21 protein-coding genes are annotated in these 21,683 nt (G+C 73.6%); 10 read left to right on the top strand and 11 right to left on the bottom strand.

Features of this window, described 5'->3' with window-relative positions; translation table 11 throughout:
* Positions 1-276: 276 nt before the first annotated feature.
* Entirely contained in the window at positions 277-783 is a 507-nt protein-coding gene (locus tag ACWC97_RS26945) for an ATP-binding protein (protein ID WP_352275924.1), read from the top strand.
* Between the two features lie 78 nt (positions 784-861).
* On the opposite strand, the gene ACWC97_RS26940 is transcribed toward ACWC97_RS26945, so the two are convergent.
* Positions 862-1,302, bottom strand: coding sequence for an NUDIX hydrolase (locus ACWC97_RS26940; protein WP_352275926.1), 441 nt, complete (start codon positions 1,300-1,302; stop codon positions 862-864).
* A 97-nt stretch (positions 1,303-1,399) separates the two neighbouring features.
* Positions 1,400-2,326 carry a cyclase family protein gene (locus ACWC97_RS26935; RefSeq protein WP_352275928.1) on the bottom strand — a complete coding sequence of 309 codons (927 nt, stop codon included), beginning with the start codon at positions 2,324-2,326 and terminating at the stop codon, positions 1,400-1,402.
* 83 nt (positions 2,327-2,409) lie between these two features.
* Between ACWC97_RS26935 and ACWC97_RS26930 the strand changes: the two genes are divergently transcribed.
* Both ACWC97_RS26930 and ACWC97_RS26925 read left to right on the top strand, forming a co-directional pair.
* Positions 2,410-3,324 (top strand): SDR family oxidoreductase, encoded by a 915-nt coding sequence (locus ACWC97_RS26930; protein WP_352275929.1) that lies wholly within the window; start codon positions 2,410-2,412, stop codon positions 3,322-3,324.
* Positions 3,325-3,397: 73 nt separating this feature from the next.
* Positions 3,398-4,447 carry a Zn-dependent alcohol dehydrogenase gene (locus tag ACWC97_RS26925; RefSeq protein ID WP_352275931.1) on the top strand — a complete coding sequence of 350 codons (1,050 nt, stop codon included), beginning with the start codon at positions 3,398-3,400 and terminating at the stop codon, positions 4,445-4,447.
* 48 nt (positions 4,448-4,495) lie between these two features.
* Here ACWC97_RS26925 and ACWC97_RS26920 read toward each other — a convergent pair whose 3' ends face one another.
* A complete protein-coding gene (locus ACWC97_RS26920) occupies positions 4,496-5,488 on the bottom strand; it encodes a GlxA family transcriptional regulator (RefSeq protein WP_352276158.1) in 993 nt (330 codons plus the stop codon).
* A gap of 208 nt (positions 5,489-5,696) precedes the next feature.
* Between ACWC97_RS26920 and ACWC97_RS26915 the strand changes: the two genes are divergently transcribed.
* From ACWC97_RS26915 to ACWC97_RS26905, 3 genes are read left to right on the top strand one after another with little or no spacing between them, the layout of a single operon-like run.
* Positions 5,697-6,983: an MFS transporter gene (locus ACWC97_RS26915; RefSeq protein WP_385207838.1), complete on the top strand. Its 1,287-nt coding sequence runs from the start codon at positions 5,697-5,699 to the stop codon at positions 6,981-6,983.
* On the top strand, positions 6,980-7,444 hold the full coding sequence (locus tag ACWC97_RS26910) for a ribosomal maturation YjgA family protein (RefSeq protein ID WP_450652033.1): 465 nt from the start codon (positions 6,980-6,982) through the stop codon (positions 7,442-7,444). The genes ACWC97_RS26915 and ACWC97_RS26910 overlap by 4 nt, the downstream gene beginning before the upstream one ends.
* Before the next feature lie 19 nt (positions 7,445-7,463).
* On the top strand, positions 7,464-8,777 hold the full coding sequence (locus tag ACWC97_RS26905; protein ID WP_450652031.1) for an MFS transporter: 1,314 nt from the start codon (positions 7,464-7,466) through the stop codon (positions 8,775-8,777).
* 11 nt (positions 8,778-8,788) lie between these two features.
* Here ACWC97_RS26905 and ACWC97_RS26900 read toward each other — a convergent pair whose 3' ends face one another.
* Together ACWC97_RS26900 and ACWC97_RS26895 are read right to left on the bottom strand one after the other, a co-directional pair.
* Positions 8,789-9,412 (bottom strand): flavin reductase family protein, encoded by a 624-nt coding sequence (locus ACWC97_RS26900; protein WP_392280484.1) that lies wholly within the window; start codon positions 9,410-9,412, stop codon positions 8,789-8,791.
* A gap of 171 nt (positions 9,413-9,583) precedes the next feature.
* Positions 9,584-9,952 (bottom strand): SH3 domain-containing protein, encoded by a 369-nt coding sequence (locus ACWC97_RS26895; RefSeq protein WP_352275934.1) that lies wholly within the window; start codon positions 9,950-9,952, stop codon positions 9,584-9,586.
* 241 nt (positions 9,953-10,193) lie between these two features.
* Between ACWC97_RS26895 and ACWC97_RS26890 the strand changes: the two genes are divergently transcribed.
* Entirely contained in the window at positions 10,194-11,183 is a 990-nt protein-coding gene (locus tag ACWC97_RS26890) for an AraC-like ligand-binding domain-containing protein (protein ID WP_450652029.1), read from the top strand.
* Here ACWC97_RS26890 and ACWC97_RS26885 read toward each other — a convergent pair.
* The 3 genes from ACWC97_RS26885 to ACWC97_RS26875 are packed head-to-tail and all read right to left on the bottom strand — an operon-like array spanning position 11,155 to position 16,258.
* Positions 11,155-13,062: an SMI1/KNR4 family protein gene (locus ACWC97_RS26885; protein WP_352275937.1), complete on the bottom strand. Its 1,908-nt coding sequence runs from the start codon at positions 13,060-13,062 to the stop codon at positions 11,155-11,157. The genes ACWC97_RS26890 and ACWC97_RS26885 overlap by 29 nt on opposite strands.
* Before the next feature lie 48 nt (positions 13,063-13,110).
* Entirely contained in the window at positions 13,111-13,971 is an 861-nt protein-coding gene (locus ACWC97_RS26880; RefSeq protein WP_450652027.1) for an enoyl-CoA hydratase/isomerase family protein, read from the bottom strand.
* 55 nt (positions 13,972-14,026) lie between these two features.
* Positions 14,027-16,258: an acetate--CoA ligase family protein gene (locus ACWC97_RS26875; protein ID WP_392280417.1), complete on the bottom strand. Its 2,232-nt coding sequence runs from the start codon at positions 16,256-16,258 to the stop codon at positions 14,027-14,029.
* Between the two features lie 298 nt (positions 16,259-16,556).
* Here ACWC97_RS26875 and ACWC97_RS26870 point away from each other — a divergent pair, with 298 nt between their 5' ends.
* Positions 16,557-17,921, top strand: coding sequence for a hypothetical protein (locus ACWC97_RS26870; RefSeq protein ID WP_450652025.1), 1,365 nt, complete (start codon positions 16,557-16,559; stop codon positions 17,919-17,921).
* 83 nt (positions 17,922-18,004) lie between these two features.
* Here ACWC97_RS26870 and ACWC97_RS26865 read toward each other — a convergent pair whose 3' ends face one another.
* Entirely contained in the window at positions 18,005-19,204 is a 1,200-nt protein-coding gene (locus ACWC97_RS26865; RefSeq protein ID WP_352275942.1) for a flavin-containing monooxygenase, read from the bottom strand.
* A 216-nt stretch (positions 19,205-19,420) separates the two neighbouring features.
* Between ACWC97_RS26865 and ACWC97_RS26860 the strand changes: the two genes are divergently transcribed.
* Both ACWC97_RS26860 and ACWC97_RS26855 read left to right on the top strand, forming a co-directional pair.
* The gene (locus ACWC97_RS26860) at positions 19,421-19,873 is read left to right on the top strand and encodes a DoxX family protein (RefSeq protein WP_352275943.1); all 453 of its coding nucleotides are present in this window, start codon (positions 19,421-19,423) and stop codon (positions 19,871-19,873) included.
* Positions 19,870-20,304: a Zn-ribbon domain-containing OB-fold protein gene (locus tag ACWC97_RS26855; protein WP_352275945.1), complete on the top strand. Its 435-nt coding sequence runs from the start codon at positions 19,870-19,872 to the stop codon at positions 20,302-20,304. The genes ACWC97_RS26860 and ACWC97_RS26855 overlap by 4 nt, the downstream gene beginning before the upstream one ends.
* Before the next feature lie 71 nt (positions 20,305-20,375).
* Here the strand turns inward: ACWC97_RS26855 and ACWC97_RS26850 are convergent, their stop codons facing one another.
* Entirely contained in the window at positions 20,376-20,969 is a 594-nt protein-coding gene (locus ACWC97_RS26850; RefSeq protein WP_352275947.1) for a DUF1707 SHOCT-like domain-containing protein, read from the bottom strand.
* Between the two features lie 118 nt (positions 20,970-21,087).
* Complete coding sequence (gene pspAB / locus ACWC97_RS26845; protein ID WP_352275949.1) at positions 21,088-21,672, bottom strand: PspA-associated protein PspAB; 585 nt, start codon at positions 21,670-21,672, stop codon at positions 21,088-21,090.
* Between the last annotated feature and the right edge of the window lie 11 nt (positions 21,673-21,683).

Genomic DNA, 21,683 nt, shown 5'->3' with positions numbered 1-21,683 from the left:
GCCGGTGCGGTGGCTCCGGCCCGCAAGCGGTTTCCTGCTCGCGGTCCAGGCAGCGGCGCCGGGCGCGCCCGGGAAGCGGTCCGCGCGGGCCGCTGTTCGACTCCCCGCGAAGTGCGTCGCACAGTATGGAGTACAGGTACTCCTTCGCGCTGGAGTATGCCCGAAGCGCTTGTTGCGGTGACTGTACGTCAACCATGCTGTCTCGTAGGGGAATCACGTTCCGTGACCCCGAGGAGGCGCGAGGCGATGTGTCCGCCGGTTCGGATGGTGTGAGCGGTGCAGGTGCTTCAGGTTCAGCTGGAAGTCGGGGCCGACCCCGCGGAGGTCGGCCGGGCCCGTAGATGGGCGCGATCGAGGCTGGTCGGGTCCGGGATAAGTGACGACGAGCCCCTGGCCGAGACGCTGATCCTGCTGATTTCGGAGCTGGTCACCAACGCGGTGGTGCACACCGGCTGCCCGGCCGTGCTGCGCATGCTGTTCGGCCCGACCGGCGTCTCCGGCTGCCCCGGGACGGTCCGGGTCGAGGTGGCCGACGCCAGCTGCCGTCCGCCCCTCCAACGGCACGCGGCGGGCGAGGACACCAACGGCCGCGGCCTGGAGCTGGTGGACGGCCTCGCCGACCGCTGGGGCTGGCAGCCGGAGGGCGCGGGCAAGCGGATCTGGTGCGAGGTCGACCGGAGCGCCCCACTGATCCAGCTCCCACCGCACCCCGGCGCGACGGGCACGCCCGTACCGGACCTCGTGAAGCACCCGGTGTCGCGGGCCGTCACACATCTCGCGTGAGGCCTCGGCTCCTCGGGAATCTGCATAAAGGTTAAAGCAGTTGGACCGGGCTGCCCCGGTCCGGCCGTCCCCGGACGGTCAGAGCCTGTCGGCGAGGAAGAGCGCGAGGGGTCCGGCCGGGAGGAGGAAGCGTCCGTTCCCGGCGGCTGCCAGGGCGTCGGCCATCCGCCACCAGGACAGCGTGAAGTCCGTCTCCGTCGCGGTCGGTTCCTGGGGCCCGAGGGCCAGGCCGCGGGCCTCGTAGAGATGGATGCGGGCGGTGGAGTCCAGCGTGATCGCGTACGCACCGAGCGGGCGCCAGCGGTCGGCGGTGATCCCGGCCTCCTCGCGAAGCTCGCGCCGTGCGCATTCCTCCGGGGTCTCACCGTCCTCCCGCCGTCCGCCGGGGAGGAACAGGTGCTCACCGTCGTGGCGGGGGAAGTCGGCGGACAGCAGCGCGACCATGCCGTCGGCGTCGCGGGCCACGACGACGGACGCGTCCCGGACCGGTCCGCGCGCGGGTGCCTGGTTTCCGGTCATGGCGGCCGAGCATAGCCACGGGTCCTGCCGTGTTCGGGCGGCACCGGGCACGTTCACCACATCGGGGTTCGCCGCAGCCGAGTAGCCGCCCCGCCCCTCAGAGCACCGCGACCGGGGCGACCGGGGTGCCGGTGGCGCCGGTGAAGGGTTCGGGCATCGCGGAGAGCAGGAAGGCGTAGCGGTTCTCCTGCGCACAGGCTGTGGACAGCGCCTCCAGGTTCCAGTTCTGGCCCTGGAGCATGCCCATCTCGACCAGGTCCAGCGCGTGCACGCCCAGCCACAGGTTCTCGATCTCCGGCGGGAAGATCTCGAAGGTCAGGGTGTCGTTGGCGACCGCCGCGACGTCGCGGGCGTGGAACCACTCGGGCGTCCGGACCGAGAGTCCGGGCGAGGGGTAGGCGTACGCGTGGGTGTCGCCCGCCAGGTACACCTGTATCTGCCCGGTCCGTACGAGGACGATGTCGCCGGAGCGGACCCGTACCCCTGCCAGTTCCTCGGCGGCTTCCAGGTCCTCGGGGGTGACGGCGTGGTCGCCGGGCAGCCGGTCCGTGCCGAGCGCGCGGGCCACATCGAGGAGTACCCCGCGCGAGACGAGGTGCGGGACCTTGTCGATGCCGCTGAACTGCGCGCCGCCGTGGGCGGTGATCGTGGCGGCGGGGCGGCCGTTGTAGATGCGTCCCGAGTGCGAGGCGTGGGTGAGGGCGTCCCAGTGGGTGGCCGTCTGGAGGCTCAGTACGGCCATGTCGTCGCTGGTGGCGACGGTGCCGGGGCCGAACAACTCCTGGTTGATCTGGACCATGGTGTGCGTCGGGTTGATCCGCCCGGGGACCAGCCCGCTCTGGACGCCGTCCTGCCGCAGGGGCAGCGCCAGTGGGACGCGCAGCCCGCTGCGCACGGTCGCGGCGGCCTCGCGGACCACGGCGTCGGTGATCAGGTTGAGGGTGCCGATCTCGTCGTCGGCGCCCCAACGGCCCCAGTTGTTGACCCGCTTCGCGATGTCGTGGAACTCGGCCGGCAGTGACATGGCGCCTCCCGGGGCTTGTGCTCGTGGACCTGATGGCCCATAAAATCTAACGGTCCGTCAGAAACCGCGGGAAGGGGCCGGGCATGGGGAACTTCTTGGCAGGCAAGGTGGTGGCCGTGACCGGTGCCGGACGCGGCATCGGCCGGGCGGTGGCGCTCGCGGCGGCCGCCGAGGGCGCGAAGGTCGTCGTCAACGACTACGGGGTCTCCATCGAGGGCGGCGAGCCGAGCAGCGAGGTCGCCGAGTCGGTCGTCAAGGAGATCGAGGCGGCGGGCGGCGAGGCGGTGGCGGTCGCCGACGACATCTCCACGATGGCGGGCGGACAGCGCATCGTCGACACGGCGCTCGCCCGGTTCGGCCGGATCGACGGGGTGGTCTGCGTGGCGGGCATCCTGCGCGAGCGGATGCTCTTCAACATGTCCGAGGAGGAGTGGGACCCGGTGGTCGCCACCCACCTGAAGGGCACGTTCACCGTCTTCCGGGCCGCCTCGGCGGTGATGCGGAAGCAGGACGGCGGCGGCACCCTGATCGGCTTCACCAGCGGCAACCACCAGGGCAGCGTCGCCCAGGCCAACTACAGCGCGGCGAAGGGCGGCATCATCTCGCTGGTCCGGAGCGCGGCGCTCGGCCTGCACAAGTACGGCGTCACGGCCAACGCGGTCGCCCCGGTGGCCCGTACCCGGATGTCCGCCAATGTGCCGATGGAGCTGAAGGAGATCGGCGAACCCGAGGACGTGGCGGCGCTCGTGGTCTACCTGCTTAGCGAGCGGGCCCGCGCCGAGGGGATCACCGGCCAGGTGTACACCGTCGCGGGGCCGAAGATCGCGGTCTGGGCCCAGCCGAGGGAGCTGCGGGCCGGATACGTCGAGGGGGCGTGGACGCCCGAGCGGATCGCGGACTTCCTGCCGGGGACGGTGGGCACCGACCCGATGCCGATGCTGGCGAGGCTGGAGGAGATGGCGGCCGCCGCGGCGGCGAAGGCCCGGCCGAACGCGTAACCCTTCCGTCTCGGACGGATCGGATCATCTTCGCCGGGCGGCCGAGACCGTCCGGCCTACCGAGGGAGACGGGATGAGAGGCGTCGTCTTCGACGGCGAGCGTACCGAGGTCGTCGACGATCTGGAGATCCGTGATCCGGGGCCGGGCGAGGTGCTGGTGCGGGTGGCCGCGGCCGGGCTGTGCCACAGCGACCTCTCGGTGATCGACGGGACGATTCCGTTCCCGGCGCCGGTGGTACTCGGGCACGAGGGCGCGGGCGTGGTGGAGGCGGTCGGGGCGGGCGTCGGCCATGTGGCGCCCGGCGACCACGTCGCGCTGTCCACGCTGGCCAACTGCGGGGCGTGCGCCCAGTGCGACCGGGGGCGCCCCACGATGTGCCGCAAGGCGATCGGGATGCCCAGGAAGCCGTTCAGCCGGCGCGGTGAGCGGCTGTACCAGTTCGCCGCCAACTCGGCCTTCGCCGAGCGGACGCTGGTCAAGGCCGTGCAGGCGGTGAAGATCCCGGCGGACGTCCCGCTGACCTCGGCGGCCCTGATCGGCTGCGGGGTGCTGACGGGTGTCGGGGCCGTCCTCAACCGGGCGAAGGTCGACCGCGGCGACACCGTCGTGGTCATCGGCACCGGCGGCATCGGGCTCAACGTCATCCAGGGCGCCCGGATCGCGGGCGCGCTGACGATCGTCGCGGTGGACGCCAACCCGGCGAAGGAGGCCGTGGCCCGGCGGTTCGGCGCGACCCACTTCCTGACCTCGGCGGACGGGGTGCGCGGCATCCTGCCGGACGGCGCCGACCACGCCTTCGAGTGCGTGGGCCGCACCGAGCTGATCCGTACCGCGATCGACCTGCTGGACCGGCACGGCCAGGCGGTCCTGCTGGGCGTCCCGCCCGCGTCGGCGGAGGCGTCGTTCCGGGTCTCGACGATGTACCTGGACAAGTCGATCCTGGGCTGCCGGTACGGCTCCTCGCGCCCGCAGCGGGACATCGCGCTCTACGCGGAGCTGTACCGGGAGGGCCGGCTGCTGCTCGACGAACTCGTCACCGCCACCTACCCGGTGGAGGACTTCGCCAAGGCCGCCGAGGACGCGCACCAGGGCCGGGTGGCCCGCGGGGTGCTGGTGTTCTGAGCCGGGCACGGGGGCGGCTCCTCGGCGCCGTGCGGTGCTGGGGGTTCCTCAGCCCACCGACGGCCTACCGGCGCGGAAGGTGCGCCGGTAGGCCGTCGGGGAGACCCCCAGCGCCGCCTGGAGGTGCTGGCGCAGTGACGTGGGCGTGCCGAAGCCCGCGTCCCGGGCCACCTGGTCGACCGACAGGTCCGTAGTCTCCAGCAGGTGCCGGGCCCGCTCGATCCGCTGCTGGGTCAGCCACTGCACCGGGCTGACCCCGACCTCCTCCCGGAACCGCCGGGTGAAGGTCCGTACGCTCATCGACTCCTGCTGCGCCATGTCGCGCAGCAGGATCGGCCGCTCCAGCCTTCCCAGCGCCCAGGTCCGCGCGGTCGTCGTGGCCGCGAGCCGGGACTCCGGCACCGGGCGCCGGATGTACTGCGCCTGCCCGCCGTCCCTGTGCGGCGGCACCACCGTGCGGCGGGCGACGTCGTTGGCGACGGCGGTGCCGTGGTCGCGGCGCACGATGTGCAGGCAGAGGTCGATCCCGGCGGCCACCCCGGCCGAGGTCAGCACGTCCCCGTCGTCGATGAACAGGACGTCCGGGTCGACCCGGACGGCGGGGAACAGCCGCTGGAAGTGGTCGGCGTGCCACCAGTGGGTGGTGGCGGGGCGCCCGTCCAGCCGGCCGGACGCGGCCAGTACGTAACTGCCCGTGCAGATCGAGACCATCCGGGTGCCCGGCCTGATCAGGGCGAAGGCGGCGGCCAGTTCGCCGGTGAGCCGTCCCTCGGAGTGGACCGGGCCCAGCTCGTAACTGGCCGGGATCACCACCGTGTCGGCCGTGGCCAGCGCCTCGGGGCCGTGCTCGACACCGATCGTGAAGTCCGCGTCGGTGCGGACCGGGCCCGGCGGGCGGACCGAACAGGTCACGACTTGGTAGAGGCGGCGGCCCGCGTTGTGCGCCTCGACGCCGAACGCGCGGCCGAAAATCCGCTGGGGGATGCCGAGTTCGAAGGGGAGCAGCCCGTCGAGGGCCAGGACGACGACCCGGTGCGGCACACGTGGCATACGCAGGACTCCCTTCACCTCAGGGGGTGACTCACACATGCCTGCGGCGTCGCGGGGTCCGGCACGCACGCTCGCGGCGTTGCCGAACCGCCCACGTGGCTCCGCCACGCGGACGCCCCGGACCCCGCTCCTTCTCCCGCACTCATGTGTGAGTCACCCCCTAGTGGTATAGACCTCAACCCTGATACATGTCACTCCCGTGAAGGCAAAGTCAGCGCGGCCCCCGCGCATTCCCGCCGTGGAGGGCGAGGGCGCGCGGTCCCTCCCGTCCCTCCCGTCCGACCCGTCCCTGGGCGAAGGGCTGTGGAACCGTAACTTCCGGCTCTTCTTCGTCGCCCGTACCGCCGCCCTCTTCGGGGACGGCATGATTCCGGTGGCGCTCACCGCCGGGCTGCTCGGGGCCGGCCGGCCGCACTCCTCCGTGGGGTACGCGCTGGCCGCCTGGATGGGGCCGCTGGCGCTCTTCGTGCTCTTCGGCGGCGTGCTCGCGGACCGGTTCACGCCCCGCCGGATGATGGTCGTGGCGGACGCGCTGCGGCTGGTCGGCGCCTCGGTGCTGGCCGTCACCTTCGCCACCGGGAACCCGCCGCTGTGGGCGGTGTACGTGCTCAGCTCGGTGGCCGGGGTGGGTGCCGCGCTCTTCCAGCCGGGCGTCGCCTCGACCGTGCCCCGGGTCGCCCCGGACGTCCAGCGGGCCAACGCGGTGCTCCGGGTCTCCGAGGCGCTGATGACCATGGCGGGCCCTGCCTTCGCGGGCATGCTCGTCGGGCTGGCCAGCGCCGGGGCGGTCTACGCGGCGAACGCCTCGACGTTCCTGGTCTCCGGGATCTGCCTCTTCCTGATGCGGCTCGCCCCGGCCGCCGGGGACGACGCCGTGCGCGGCGGATTCGTCGCCGAACTGGTCGACGGCTGGCGGGAGTTCCGGGCCCGCAGCTGGCTGTGGGGGGTGATCGCGATCTGGACGGTCTACGGCTTCACCGTGCTCGGCCCGATGCTGCCGCTCACCGCGATCGAGGTCACCGAGGCGCACGGCTCGGGAACGTACGGCGTGATGATGGCGGTGAACGGCGCGGGCAGCGTCGTCGGCGGGCTGCTCGCCCTGCGGCTGCGGCCCCGCCGTCCGCTCGCGGCGGGGGCGGTCGCGCTCACCGGGGTCTGCGTGAACCTGGTGGCGCTGGGGCTCGGGCTGCCGGTGCCCGCGCTCGCGGCCGGGCAGCTCGTGGCGGGCGCGGCGTTCGCGTTCTGGCTGGTCATGTGGTCGACGACGGTGCAGACCCATGTGCCGCCCGAGGCGCTGAACCGGCTGCACGCCTACGACGTGGCGGGCTCGCTGCTGATGCTGGCGGCGGGCCGGGCCCTGGCCGGTCCGGTCGCGGACCGGTTGGGTGCGCCGGAGGTACTGCTCGCCGGAGCGGTGATCAACCTGCTGGTGGTGGCGGTCCTGCTGGTGGCCCGGCCGATCAGCCGGCTGGAGCGGATCGCGTGACAGGACGGGGCGGGTGCGGCGGGTGCGGCGGGGGCTTCACGGCCTCCGGGCGGCGCGCCCGCGCGGTCGCGGCCGGGGCCGCCGTGGTGACCGTGCTCGCCGGGCTCGGCGTCCGGGCGGTCCTGGACGGCGACCTGGCCAAGTACGCCGGGGACGCGCTCTACACCGTACTGATCTGCGCGCTGGTCGCCGTGGTCGCGCCCGGGTCCCGGCCGGCCGTCGTGGCCGGGACCGGGCTGGCGGTCAGCTGGGCGGTGGAGCTGCTGCAACTGACCGGGGTGCCCGCCGATCTCGCCCGGCACAGCACGGTGGCGCGGCTGGTGCTCGGCTCGACCTTCAACGCCCCCGACCTGCTCTGGTACGCGGTGGGGGCGGGGTGCGCGTGGGCGGCGGCGGCCCGGTGGCACCGGGTGCGGCGGTGGCCCGATTCCTGCGAAGGGTGTCCCTCCGGCCACTCGTGAGGAGGCGCGCCCCGCTCCGATGCTGGGTGACGTGACCCAGACAACCGACACCGCCACCCGGGGTGCGTCCGAGGCTCCCGGACGGCCGTCCCGCCCCCGCGTCCGGCGCGTCCACCGCGCCTGGATCGTCGCCGCCGTCACCTTCGTGACGATCATCGGCGGCGCCGCCTTCAACTCGCTGCCCGGCCTCCTCATCGACCCGCTCAACCGGGAGTTCGGCTGGTCGCGCGGGGAGATCGGACTCGCCGTCTCCGTCGACATGGCGCTGTACGGGCTGACCGCGCCGTTCGCCGCCGCGCTGATGGACCGCTTCGGGATCCGCCGGGTCGTCGCCGTCGCCCTCGGCGCGGTGGCGGCCGGGGCGCTGGGCAGCGTATGGATGACCGCGTCCTGGCAGCTGATGATCTACTGGGGCGTGCTCGTCGGCCTCGGCACCGGCTCCATGGCGCTGGCCTTCTCCGCCACGGTCACCAACCGCTGGTTCGTCGCCCGGCGCGGCCTGGTCACCGGCATCCTCACGGCCGCGGGCGCCTCCGGCCAGCTGGTCTTCCTGCCGCTCTGCGCCTGGATCGTCGCCCACCACGGCTGGCGCCCCGCCTCGGTGACGGTGGCGCTCGCGGCCCTGGCCGTCGTCCCGTTCGTCTGGTTCCTGCTCCGCGACCACCCGGCCGACGTGGGCCTCACCCCGTACGGCGGCACGTACGAGGAGAAGCCCGCGCCCGCGCGCGGGGCGGCGCGGCGGACCCTGCGGGTGCTCGCCGACGCGGCGCGCACCGGGCCGTTCTGGCTGCTGGCCGGCACGTTCGCGATCTGCGGGGCCTCCACCAACGGCCTGATCCGCACGCACTTCGTGCCCTCGGCCCACGACCACGGCATGCCGATCACCGCCGCGGCCTCGCTGCTCGCCGTCATCGGGGTCTTCGACATCATCGGCACCGTCTTCTCCGGCTGGCTCACCGACCGCTTCGACGCCCGCCGGCTCCTCGCCGCCTACTACGCGCTGCGCGGCGTCTCGCTGCTCTTCCTGCCGATGCTGATGGCCCCCGAGGTCCACCCGCCGATGGTGTTCTTCATCGTCTTCTACGGCCTGGACTGGGTGGCCACCGTCCCGCCGACGCTGGCCCTGTGCCGCGAGCACTACGGCGACGACAGCGCCATCGTCTTCGGCTGGGTGCTCGCCTCCCACCAGGTGGGCGCGGCCCTGGTCGCCTTCCTGGGCGGCGTGGCGCGCGACACCTTCGGCACGTACGACGTGGTCTGGTACGCCTCGGGCGCCCTGTGCGCGACGGCGGCCCTGATGGCCCTGGTCATCCGCCGGGTCCGCACGCCCTGAAGGCGCGGCGGTCAGCCGTCGAGGGGGGCGAAGCGGCCGAAGGCGCCCCGGTGGAACAGGAGCGGAACGGCCCCGTCCGTCGCACCCAGGGCCGCCACCCGGCCGACCACGATCAGATGGTCGCCCCCGGTGTGGACGGCCTGGATGTGGCAGTCGATCCAGGCGGCCACCGAGTCGAGCCGGGGCGAACCGGTCACCGGGGCGGGCCCGTACGCCACCCCCGCGAACTTGTCCGCGCCGCTCACCGCGAAGCCCCGGCACAGCGCGCCCTGGTCCGCGCCGAGCACATTGACGCAGAAGGCCCCGGCGCGGGCGATCCGCGGCCAGGTCGTCGACGTACGCGCCACCATGAACGTGACCAGCGGCGGATCCAGCGAGAGCGAGGCGAACGACTGGCAGGCGAAGCCCGCCGGGCCCGCCGGGTCGTCCGGATCGTGGGCCGTGACGATCGTGACGCCGCTGGCGAAGCTCCCCAGCACCCGGCGGAACTCGCCCGGTTCGACCGGCGGCCGCTCCCCTTCCGCGACGGCGCGCAGATGCGGGCGCGGCAGCGGCTCGACCGGCGCCTCCTGTGCGTCGGCGGCGGTGGTGGCGGTGCCGACGGACCCGAGGTACCGGACGGCTATGGCGGCCATGCCTGCGTGTCCCATCACCCTTCGATTAGAACTGACACCTCATCAGATGGGAAGGCGCGCGGACCGGCAGCTTGCAAGTGCCGGTCGGGCCCCGCCCCGGCGGTCGTCGGGGCGGGGCCCTTCGCCCGGCCCTGCTCGCGGGTACCCGCAGGGCGGGCACCCGCGCCCCCGTCAGCAGGTCTTGCTGGTCCCCTTCGGGCTGAGGTTCTCGTTGTAGATCCAGCCGCCCTCGGCGCCGGGGATGCGTACCCAGGTCCACTTGCTGCCCAGGTCGTTCGTGGTCGTGCAGTGGTAGACGAGCGTGACGCTGTCGGCCACGTACCCGTCGATCGAGCAGTCCGCGTAGGGGCCCGCGCTGCGGAGCGGGACGCTGGACTTGGACGGCTTGCCGCGGGTCACGTTGTCCTTGGCCGAGTGGGCGTGGGCCCGGCAGTTCCCGGCCTTGGCCGCCGGGGCGGTCGCCTGGGCGGTGGCCGGGACCGTCAGGCCCGCGGCGGTGACCCCGGCGGCGAGCAGTACGCCCAGGTAGCGCTTGTTCATCGATCGGCTCCTCTGGCTGGTGTCCGGTTCGTGATGACGGCCCCAGCATGTCGAGTTGGCCGGCCGAAGTCCTTGACGATGCCCGCACGCCCCTTGCCGGTCCGCGCACGGCCAGGCAAGGGGCGTGCGGGCCGGGGCATCCCGTCCGCGAGGAAACGGCCGGTCTCCCTCTCGCCCTCCGCCCGCCCGTCCGGGCACGCTCGGACCGGGCGTGCGCCGGGGCGACGTGGCTGGGGGCGGGATGCTGGTGTCGGAGTTCACGACGGAGACGGTGGCCGCTCCCGAGCGGTTCGCCCTGTGGGAGGAGATCGCGTGCCGTTCCCATCTGCGCAATGTGCTGCGCAGCGAGATGCGGGACGACTTCAGGGCCAGGATGCGGCTGCTGGCCCTGGGCGAGGCCCAGATCTCCGCCCTCGCCCTGCCGCACCTGGACGTGGTGCGCACCCCGCGGCTGATCCGGAGCTACGACCCGGAGGTCTACCAGGTGCAGTACGTGATCTCCGGGACCGGGCGGCTCACGCACGCCGACGGCGTCCGCGCGTACGGTCCCGGCCACCTCGTGCTGGCGGACAGCAGCCGGCCCCTCGACGTCACCATCCGGGCCAGCCCGGACACATGGTCCTCCGTCGTCGCCACGGTTCCCCGCACCCTGCTGCCGCTGCCGGAGCGACTCGTGCGCCCACTGATCGGCGTGCCGATTCCCGGTGGCACGGGCCTGGAGGCCGTCCTCGGCCGCTGGATCACCGATCTGCACCGCCGCGCACACGAGTTCACCCCCCGGGACGTGCCCACCCTGGCGTCGGTCACGACCGATCTCCTGACCTCCGTGATCGGCCGCTGCCTGGACGCCGAACGCGCCGTGCCGCCGGAGACCCGCAACAGCACCCTGCGCATGGAGATCCGCACGTTCGTGGAGCGGAACCTCGCCGACACCCGGCTGACCCCGCAGGCCGTCGCGGACGCCCACCACATCTCGCTGCGCCTGCTCCAGCAGCTGTTCGCGCGGGACGGCACCTCGCCCGCCGCCTGGATACGCCACCGACGCCTCGAACGCTGCCGCGCGGACCTGACCGACCCGCGCCTGGCCGACTGCTCGATCCAGACGATCGCCGCCCGCCGGGGGCTCGCCGCGCCCGCCCACTTCAGCCGGCTGTTCCGTGCCGCGTACGGGATGACGCCGAGCGACTACCGGCACGCGTCGGTCAGTACGGGGCCTCCCGGCGGAGCCTGATCACGGCGTATCCCTCCCCTTCCCCCGGCGGGCGCGTCCACGAGCGGGTGGTGAAGGTGTGCAGCCGCCCGGTCGTGAGCGCGTGACGGGGCAGCCGGACGCCGAACTCCTCGGACACGGCCTCCAGCAGCGCCCGCTCCCCGGCGGTGCCGCTTCCGGGGCCGAAGAGCCGGTCGGGGTCCAGGGAGCGGGGTATCTCCCCGGTGCGGTGCGTCTCCCCGTCCGCGTGGGTGAAGGCGTACTGCTCGACGCCGTCCCGGGCCACGGACAGGTGGAGGAACGGCTCCCCGTGTCCGGGGCGCGGGGAGCCGCACCACACGACCACCGCGCGGGTGCCGGTGCTCGCGGCGACGGCCGGGGAGACGAACCGGTCCGTGTCGAACCGCGCGGGGTCGCCGTCGAAGGCGAAGCTCCAGAGGTCCCCGGCCCGGCCGACCGCCACGAGGGCCCGGTCGTCGTAGGACGAGAACTCCCACCTTCCGTGGAACGCGTGCCGACGCGTCTCGGCGGACGTCATGGGGGCCTCCAGGCCCGCTCCCTCCCCGTCCGCGAGGCGCCCCGGGAGATCCGCCGGCGCCACGCCCTCCAGCAGGACGAACCGGTAGGAGGACGGACGGTCGTGGGAGTCCGGGTCCGCGAGCCAGGCCAGGCCCTCCGGGTCGAGGCCGGCGGTCCGGGCCGGGGACGCGCCCCGCTGACCGCCCCGGGGCGTGGACAGCAGCTCGCGGCCCCGCTCCGGAGTCAGCAGGGGGCCGAGCAGGGGATCGGCCAGCCACCCCAGCGGCGCCAGGTGGTCCGGGCCCAGCGGCAGCCAGTCCGGCAGGGCGTCCGCCAGCGTCCGCCACGCGGCGTCGCAGTCGCCCCACCGCGCCAGCTCCCGCGCCCGCCCGACCGCCGCCCCGAACGGCCCGGCCGGCGCGTACCGGTAGGTGCCGGCCCGCATCTCCTCCAGCATCGCGCGGGCCGAGGCCACCACCTCCTCACCGGCGCCCCGCATGTGGAACGTCAGCGTGGAGTCGTTCCGGAGAGGGTGCGCCGCGTGCTCGGCGACCAGTGCGGGCAGCAGGTCCGGTGCGTACCGGAGGTCGGCCGCCACGTCGTCGAGACGTACCGTGCCGGTCTCCCCGAGCAGGCGGCGTATCTGGTCGCCCAGGCAGACCGCCCGCGGCCTGCCGTACTCCTTCGCCTCGTCCAGCAGCGGCAGCGCCCCTTCCCAGTCGCCGCGCAGCGCCGCCTGCCGGGCCCGCTCCATCCGGGCGTCCTGCTCCCGTGTGGTGTCGTTGACGAACTCCGGCTCCCCGTCGGCCGGATGTGCCCGCAGGCTGTGGAACTCCCGGTGCATCTCCCGCATGAACGCGGCGAAGTCCGCGTAGCGTTCGGGCGGCGCGGCCCGCCAGCTCGCCCAGCTGTACACGGCCCATTCGCCGTTCTCGTCCACGTCCTCCGGGTCCAGGACGACGTACATGGCGTCGGCCTCGACGTCGATCCGGAGCCCGCGCCGCCAGACGCCCGCCTCCCGCCACTCCTCGGGATCGGAGTCCTCGTCCAGGTACTCCTCGAAGATGTCCGCGAGCCCGGACTCGTCGTCGTGCCAGTGGACCTCGGCGCTTCCCGCCAGCAGCCAGACGAAACCGCCCGCGTGCTGCCATCCGTCGCTGACCTGCAGGAACTCCCGGTACGACGGAGGCAGTCGGCGGCCGAGGCGCTTCTCCACGGCCGCGATCCGCTCCTCGGACGCGGGTGGGAACCCGAGCCACCGCGCCCGCCGCGCGGCTTCGTCGTCCGCGCTCCGCGTCTCGTCGTCGGTCAGGGAGTCCGCCCACTCCGCACTCCACCTGAGCAGGAACGGCTGCCAGTCGAACGGTGTCGTCTCCGTCATGGGCCCGATGCTGCCACCCGCCACTGACAGCGCCCGGTCTTGGAAGCGCTACCGTCCCCGGAACTCCGGCTTCCGGCGCTCGACGAAGCTCGCCACCCCCTCCTGGGCGTCCCGCGTCGTCATGTTGATCTCCTGGGCGGCCGCCTCGGCGGCGAAGGCGGTCGCGCGGTCGGCGTCCAGGGAGGCGTTGACGAGCTGTTTGGCGAGGACGATCGCCCGGGTCGGGCCCTCGGCCAGCCGCCGCGCCCACTCCGTCGCCGTCGCCGCCAGCTCCGCGTCCGGCACGACACGGTTGACCAGCCCGAGCCGTTCCGCCTCCGCCGCCGGGAGCGCGTCGCCGAAGAACATCAGCTCCTTCGCGCGCTGCGGGCCGATCAGCCGGGGCAGCAGATACGCCCCGCCGCCGTCCGGGACCAGACCGCGGCGCACGAACACCTCGATGAACCGGGCCGATTCGGCGGCCAGCACCAGATCGCAGGCGAACGCGAGATGGGCGCCGATCCCGGCCGCCGTGCCGTTGACCGCCGCGATCACCGGCTTCTCGCAGTCCAGGACCGCGCCGATCAGCCGCTGCGCGCCGAGCCGGATCGTCCGGGCCACGTCGCCCGGCACCCGCTCGCCGGAGGCCGGGGACGAGCCGCGCAGATCGGCGCCCGCGCAGAAGCCGCGCCCGGTGGCGGTGAGGACGACGGCCCGTACGGCCGGGTCGGCCGAGGCGTCCGCGAGCAGGGCGATCACACGTTCCCGCTGCTCCCAGGTGACGGCGTTCATCGCCTCGGGCCGGTTGAGGGTGATCCGCAGGACGCCGTTGTCAGTGGTGTGCAGTACCAAGGGAGCGAGCGGATCGGCGGGGCCCGTGGCCCGGGTGGATCCGGTGGACTCGGTGGTGTCTTCGGGGGAGGACGGCATGGGCGGGCTCCTGGGTGGAGGTCGGTGGTTCGCGCGGCGGGGCGGCGGTGGTCGGTCAGCGGCAGACGGCGAGCGCGTCGAGCGCCACCGCGCCCTGCCCCCGCCCCAGCACCATCAGCGGGTTGATGTCCAGCTCGGTGAGGTCGTCGCCCAGTTCCAGCGCCATCCGCTGCACCCGCAGCACGACCTCGACGAGCGCGTCCACGTCCACCGGCGGCCCGCCCCGGACGCCCTCCAGCAGGGCCCGGCCGCGCAGTTCGGCCAGCATCGAGCGGGCCTGGTCCTCACCGAAGGGCGGCACCCGCACCGCCGTGTCGTGCAGCACCTCGACCAGGACGCCGCCGAGCCCGACCGTCACCGTCGGGCCGAACAGCGCGTCCTGGGTGACGCCGACCATCATCTCGACGCCCCGCTCCACCATCTGGCAGACCAGGATCCCGTCGAGCTCGATGCCCTCGTACCGGGCGATGTCGGTCAGCTCGCGGTAGGCGTCGCGCACCTGGCTCGCGGAGGTGAGCCCGACCTTGACCAGACCCAGTTCGGTCTTGTGGGCGAGCTGCGCGCCCGACGCCTTCATGACCACCGGGTAGCCGACCAGCCCCGCGGCCCGGACGGACGCCGCGGCGCTGGTCACCAACTGCTCGCGCGGTACGCGGATGCCGTACGCCCGCAGCAGCTGCTTCGCCGCGTGCTCGCTCAGCCGGCGGCCCGGCCGCATCAGGGCCTGCGCCTTGCGGAAGGACGGCGAGGGGGTGCGGGGCGCCTCGTCGAAGGGGGAGCGGTACGACGCGGTGAACCGGTGGTGGTCCAGGTACGCCTTCACGGCGGTGACGCAGTTGCCGAAGGTGCGGAAGGTGGCGACGCGGGACGAGCCCAGCAGCGTCGTGCGGTAGGCGTCCTCCGTACCGACGGGCGAGCCCCACACCACGCACACCAGCTTGTCCGTGGTCTCCGCCGCGTCCACCAGGTCCTGGGCGAGCTTGTCGCTCATCGGCGGGAACGGGCCGGTGATCGGACAGATCAGCACGCCGACCGCGGGGTCGGCGAGGATCGCGTCGATGATCTTCCGGCCGCGCCAGTCGCCGACCGGATGGCCGCCGTTGTCGACCGGGTTCGCCACGTTCAGGTACGCGGGAATCCACTCGTGCAGTTCGCGCTGCTTCGCCTCGGACAGGGTGGGCAGGTCCAGCCCGGCGCCGGTCGCCAGGTCCGCGAAGTGCGCCCCGGTGCCGCCCGAGATCGAGTAGACGACGACGCCCTCGGCCCGGGGCGCGCGGGCGCGGGCGAGGAGGGTCGCGGTGTCCTGGAGTTCGTCGAGCCCGTCCACCCGGATCACGCCGAACTGCCGCATCGCCGCGTCCACCACCTGGTCGGCGCCGGTCAGCTTGCCGGTGTGCGAGGCGGCCGTGCGGGCCCCGGTCTCCGTGCGCCCCACCTTGACCGCCACCACGGGCACCCCGGCCCGCGCCGCCCGGTCCGCTGCCAGCAGGAAGGACCGCCCGTCCTTCAGCCCCTCCACGTAGCAGGCGATGGCCCCGACCTCCGGGTGCTGCGAGAAGTACGCGATGAAGTCGGCGGTCTCCAGATCGGCCTCGTTGCCCGTGGGCGCCCAGTGCGAGAGCCGTACGCCCAGCTCCTGGAGGGTGAACAGGGGGCGGCCCTGGTGACCGGACTGGGTGATCAGCGCGATGGCCGGGCCCTCCAGGTCGTCCCGGAACCGCTCGAAGGCGTTGAGGTTGGTGTTCGGTCCGAGCAGCCGCAGCCCGGACCGCTCCACCGCCTCGGCCAGCCGGGCCTGCGCGGCGGCACCCTCCTCGCCGGTCTCGGCGAACCCGGAGGCGAAGGCGACGGCGAACCGTACCTTGGCCTGCGCCAGTTCCTCGATCACCGGGAGCGGGTCGGCGACCAGGAGCACGGCCAGATCGACCTGCTCCGGCAGCTCCCCGACCGACGGCGAGCAGGCCAGCCCGAACACCGACTTTCGCGTCGGATGCACCGGATACAGCCGCGCCCCGACCCGCTCGGCCCAGCCGATCAGCTGCCGGGTGATGCCGGTGTTGGGGCGGCCCTCGGCGTCGGAGGCGCCGATGACGGCCACGGACTCGGGCCGGAAGAAGCGGTCCAGGTCCGGCACGGGAGCGTACAGCGGCCGGCCGCTGACGTCCGGTACGCGTTCCTCGGTGGCCTCGACCGTCACGCTGTGGACGGCCGCGTGCGGCTCCTCGCCGCAGGCCACCACCCTGGCGCGGAAGTCGGTGGTGAAGGTGCCGTGAGTCGATCCAAGCATCGTTCGCCCACTCCTGCCTGAGGTCCGTCGGGGTTCCTGTACGGCCAACAAAAGCTGACACTCTGTCAGGTTACTGAACTGACGGCTCGTCAGGAATGGTCGTGCAGGCAAAGACCGGCGGGAATCCGGGCCGTGGCGGAGCGCGGGGCGGAGCCGTACGGGCTCCAGGGGGCGCGCGGGGTGCCGTACAACCTCCTGATGATCTTGGGTGTCCAACGGTCGGCCGGGCCCGCCCGCCGGCCGTCGTCCGAGGTCCAGGGGGTCTGCCGGCCCCCGGGCCCACTTCGTTGGGGGAAACATGAGATCCACCTCCGTCCGGCGCACCGCGCGCCTCGGAGCCCGCGCCACCGCTGGCGTCGCCGGTCTGCTGACCGCCGGTCTGGCGGTCCCCGCCGCGGCGCAGGACCTGCCGCAGACCGACCGGCTCTGGATCCAGGCGCCCTCCGGGCAGAGCCTTCCGCTCGGGGCCGACCTGCCGGACCGCCCGCTCGACATCGGGCTCCACCACGACAACGACAACTTCGCGGTCACCGACGGACTGCTCTCGGTCGACGCCTCCGGCCTGGCCGGGGTGGCGCAGGTGCAGTGGCCCTCGAACTGCGCCCCGAGCGGGGCCACGGCCGTGTGCGCCGTCGACGAGGTCCCGGTCGGCGGTGACGACTACAGCCCCCAGGTGCGGCTCGGGCTCAAGGCCGCCGCCGGTGCCGGCGTCGGCGCCCATGGCCGGATCAGCTACGAGGCCGTCGCCACCGGTGGTCCGGACGGCACTTTGGAGGCCCCGCACGGTTCCTTCGAAACCGAGGTCACCGTCGGCGCGGGCCCGGACCTGGCGGTCAGCGGGCTCAACCCGGTGAAGGGCGCCCGGCCGGGCGACGTGCTGACGGTGCCGTTCACGGTGACGAACCGGGGCGGCGAGCGCTCCGAGGGCCTGCGCGCGGTCGTCACCACCACGTACGGGGTCACGTTCCCCGAGGAGTACGCCGAGTGCGTGTACGGGACGACGACGGGCGGTGACGACGTCCCGATGCACACGGCCACGTGCGACTTCGACCAGGTCGTCGAGGCGGGCGGCACGTTCACGCTGCCCCGGCCGCTGCGGGTGGCCCTCGCCGGCCACGCCTACCGCGAGCGGGTGGAGGTCGTGGTCCGGCCCGGCAACGGCGCCACCGACCTCGCGGAGGAGGACAACTACGACGCCGCCGGTATCCAGGCGGAGAACACGGCGGACTTCGAGGCGCGCGGGGCCCGGGTCGAGGGCGCGGCCGGGGAGACGGTCGCCGCCGCGCTCGCCTTCCGCAACAATGGGCCCGCCTGGATCGGCAACCTCGGCTCCGGCGACTCCGTCGCCGCCGTCGACCTCACTGTTCCCGAGGGCGTCACCGTCACCTCCGCCCCGGCCGGCTGCGAGCCGCGCACCTTGAGCGGCGGCTACCACCCGAACCCGGTCGGCGCCCCGCGCTACAGCTGCGAGATGCCGATCTGGACCCTGCCGGACACCGAGCGCGCCTTCCCGTTCGAGCTGCGCATCGACCGGGTGGTCCCGGACGCGGCCGGGCGCGTGGTGCTCACCACCGGCGGCGCCAACCCGGTGACCTTCCCGTTCGATCCGCAGCCCGCCAACAACACGGCGTGGCTGGTGGTCAACCCCACGTCCGCGTCCTGACCGGACCCGACGAGGGAGCGGGGCGCGGCCGGATCCCCGGTCGCGCCCCGCGCCTCCCGGCCAGGGGGAGTGCGGACAGGCCGTCAGCGGGAGGTGTGGTGGCGGCGGGCGATGCGCTTGGCTATCTTCCGCGCGTCCAGGGCCAGTTCGCGGAGCATGCCGCTGATCGGGTTGGTGAATCCGGTGAAGTGGAGGCCGGGGGCCTGCTTGGGGGAGCGGGCGCCGTGGACCGTCGGGCGGCCCCGGGCGTCCAGCACCCCGAGGTGGCCGACCAGCCCCTCCAGCCCCCGCCGGTAGCCGGTCGCCGCGATCACCGCGTCCGGGGTGATCCGCTCGCCGTCGGCCAGCACCACCGCGTCCCCGTCGAACGACTCGACGGCCGCCACCGGCACCACGAGGCCGCGCTTCACGGCGTCGATCAGCCCCACGTCCTGCACCGGGATGGCCCCGTCCCTGACCCGCGAGTACAGCCCCGTGTCCGGGCGCGGCAGCCCGTACGCGGCGAGGTCCGGCACGGAGATCCGACCCATCAGCCGCGCGGCCCGGTCCACCAGCCGCACCGGCAGCCTGCGCACCAGTACGGCGGTCGACTGCGCGGGCCAGCCGGCCGTGGAGCGGCGCACGATGTGCGGCACGGTGCGCACCGCGATCCGGACCCGCTCCGCCCCGCCCTCGACGAGGTCGACCGCGATCTCCGCCCCCGTGTTGCCGATGCCGACGACCAGGACGTCCTTGCCCGCGTACGGGGCCGGGTCGCGGTACTCCGAGGCGTGGATCAGGTCGCCGTCGAAGGTGTCGAGGCCGGGCCATTCCGGAACGCGCGGCGTGTGGTTGAAGCCGGTGGCGACGACGACGGCCCGGCCGGTCAGCACCCGGCCGCCGGTCGCGGTGAGCTGCCAGTCGCGGCCGTCCGGGGCGCGGTCGATCCGGGACACCTCGACTCCCGTCACGACTTCCAGCTCGTGGTGGTCGGCGTATTTGTCCAGGTAGCGCACCATGTCGTCCCGGGACACCCAACGCCCGAACCGGCGCGGCATCGCGAGCCCCGGCAGCGCGGACCGGCGCCGGGTGGTGTGGAGGTGGAGCCGGTCGTAGTGGCCCCGCCAGGAGGAACCCACCCGGCCGGCCTTCTCCAGCACGACCGCCCGTACGCCCAGTTCGCGAAGGGACGCCGCGACGGCGAGACCACCCGGCCCGCCGCCGACGACGTAGACGGGGCGGTCCTCGGTGAGGTCGGTCCGTGCGGAGCGGGAGCTTCCGGCGGTACCTGCGCTGTCGGACATGGTTCGGAGCGTAATCGCGCACCTGGTTGATGGGTCTCGGTCAAGACCGGAATCGATTGCGAATTGATCACGGGGGTGCGGGCGATGCGCGGGTGCGCCCGCGCATCGCCCCTGAACCGCCCGTGAGTTGTCCGTGCGCTTCCGCATGCCTCTTGCGGGAGTCGCCCGCCATCAGGTGAACTGACGTACCGTCAGATTTTTTGAGTGGGAGGCACCGTGCAGACGATCTGGCTCGGCGGAGCCGAGTGGCTCGCCGTACTGCGGATAGGGCTCGGCCTGTGGTGGCTGGAGAGCTGGCGGCACAAGGACAAGAAGGGCTGGTTCGAGCGCGGTACGGGCATCGCCTGGGCCGCCGACGTGGCGGAGAAGCACCGCTGGGCCGCCGTGCGCACCGGCTTCCGCCGGATCGTCGCCCCGCGTCCCCGGCTGATGGCCCACATCGTCGTCTACGCCGAACTGGCCCTGGGGCTCGGTCTGGTGGTCGGCCTGCTCACCCCGGTGGCACTGGTCGGGGGTCTCCTGCTCAACCTTCTCTACCTCGTGCTGATGATCCACGACTGGGCCGAGCAGGGGCAGAACGCGATGATGGCGCTGATCTCGCTGGTCGCGCTCTTCGCGATGGCCTGGCAGACCTGGTCCCTCGACGCGCAGATCGGACTCTTCCCGTGACCTCGGCCGCCGTACGCTTCGACCTGCCCGAGCCCGACGCCTTCACCCGCCCGTACTGGGACGCCGCCGCCGAGGGGCGCCTGCTACTGCGCCGCTGCCGCGCCTGCGGGCGCGCCCATCACTACCCGCGCGAGTTCTGCCCGCACTGCTGGAGCGAGGACGTCGACTGGGAGACGGCGAGCGGCGACGCCACGCTCTACACCTGGTCCGTCGTCCACCGCAACGACCTGCCGCCGTTCGGCACCCGCGTCCCGTACGTCGCCGCCGTGGTCGAGCTGGCCGAGGGGCCGCGGATGATGACGGAGGTGGTGGAGTGCGCGGAGTCCGCGCTCGCCGTCGGCATGGCGCTGCGGGTCGCCTTCCGGCGCGAGGGGGGCGAGGAAGGTGCGGAGGGCGCGGAGGCCGTCGCGGTCTTCCGGCCGGGGGACTGACGGAGCCGCCGGGGACTGGCGGGGCCGGCTCGGGCACTGACGGGGCCGGGCGGGGGCCCGAGGAGTGCCGGTCAGGATTCGAGGGCGCGCAGCTTGCGGCGCTCGATGAAGTTCGGGTGGCGCAGGTACACCCCGCCCATGCCGCTGGAGCCCGTCAGGCGCAGCACCGGGGCGCCGGGGGTCCGCTCGTGCGTGGTCCGGTCCTTCAGCGCGCCGAGGCCCTGGTCCACCCGGTCGACGTCGACGCCCCAGCCCTCCGGGACCACGATCCGTACGCCGCCCATCTCGCCGCGCACCTCCACCTCGACCTCGCGCAGCCGGCACTCGGCGCGGGTGAAGTCGATCCGCACGCCGCCCATGCCGCCCTGCGCGACGATCACCGCCGGCACCTTCCAGGCACCCGCGCGCTTCGCGCCGTACATCCCGCCCTTGAGGACCAGCGGTTCGCCCGCGGCCACCTCGATCGGGACCAGGTCCTCGGTGAGGGGAGCCAGGTCGGCGTAGGTCTTGGCCGCGAGCGCCTGCCCGAGCCGGGTGTCCAGCTCGTCCAGGTCGATCCGGCCCTCGGCGGCCGCCTCCCGCAACTGCTCGACCACCGCCTCCCGGTCGGCGTCCGAGGCGCGCATGCGGGCGGCGGAGGCGGGACGGGGCGGCTCGGCAGTCATGGCAGTGATCATACGGGCGTACGAGCACCGAATCCCAGTGCCGGAAGGGCGTCCGGGACGGCTTCCGGAAGAGTCCTGGATCGGGCCCCGGGCCCCGGTGCTCGCGCTGCCCTCCCCGTCACAGCCCCGGGGCGCCCCACACCGGGAACCATCGGGCCAGGTCCTGTTCCATCCGGAGGTCGTCCCCGAGCACCGCCCGCACCTCCAGCTCCAGCTGGTTGTCCCGCTTCTCGGCGCCGCCGGGCACCGGGGCGAACGGGTAGAAGGTGCCGCGCTTGTAGAGGTAGACCAGGGCCAGCGGGCGGCCCCGCCCGTCGCGGAAGCCGATCAGCGAGCAGAGGAGCTGCGGCCCGAAGCCGCCGTCCTGGAGCAGGGTATTGACCGCGTGCAGGTCGTTGACCAGGGTCGCGGTGTCGTCGGCGGGGTGGCGGGAGAGCAGCCAGGTGTACCCGTAACCGTCCTGGTGGAACTCCACGGGGATGCCGCCGCGCCCGGTGTCGGCGTCGAGCAGTTCGCGTACGTCCTCCTGGAGCCGGGCGAAGGCGCCGCCCTCGACCCCCGCGAAGCAGACCGAGCCGAGGCCGGTCGGCGCGAAGCCCGCGCCCGCCTCCAGGGTGAGGGCGGCGGAGGGGACGGCGAAGAGCGCGTCGAGATCGGGGCGGACCGGCTTGCTCCGGCCCAGGATCGCGTCGAGCAGACCCATGGACGGTCACC

This window comes from Streptomyces sp. NPDC001108 (genome assembly GCF_053598535.1).
Note: the sequence above shows the minus strand (reverse complement) of the source record. Positions and strands in the feature narration are given on the sequence as shown.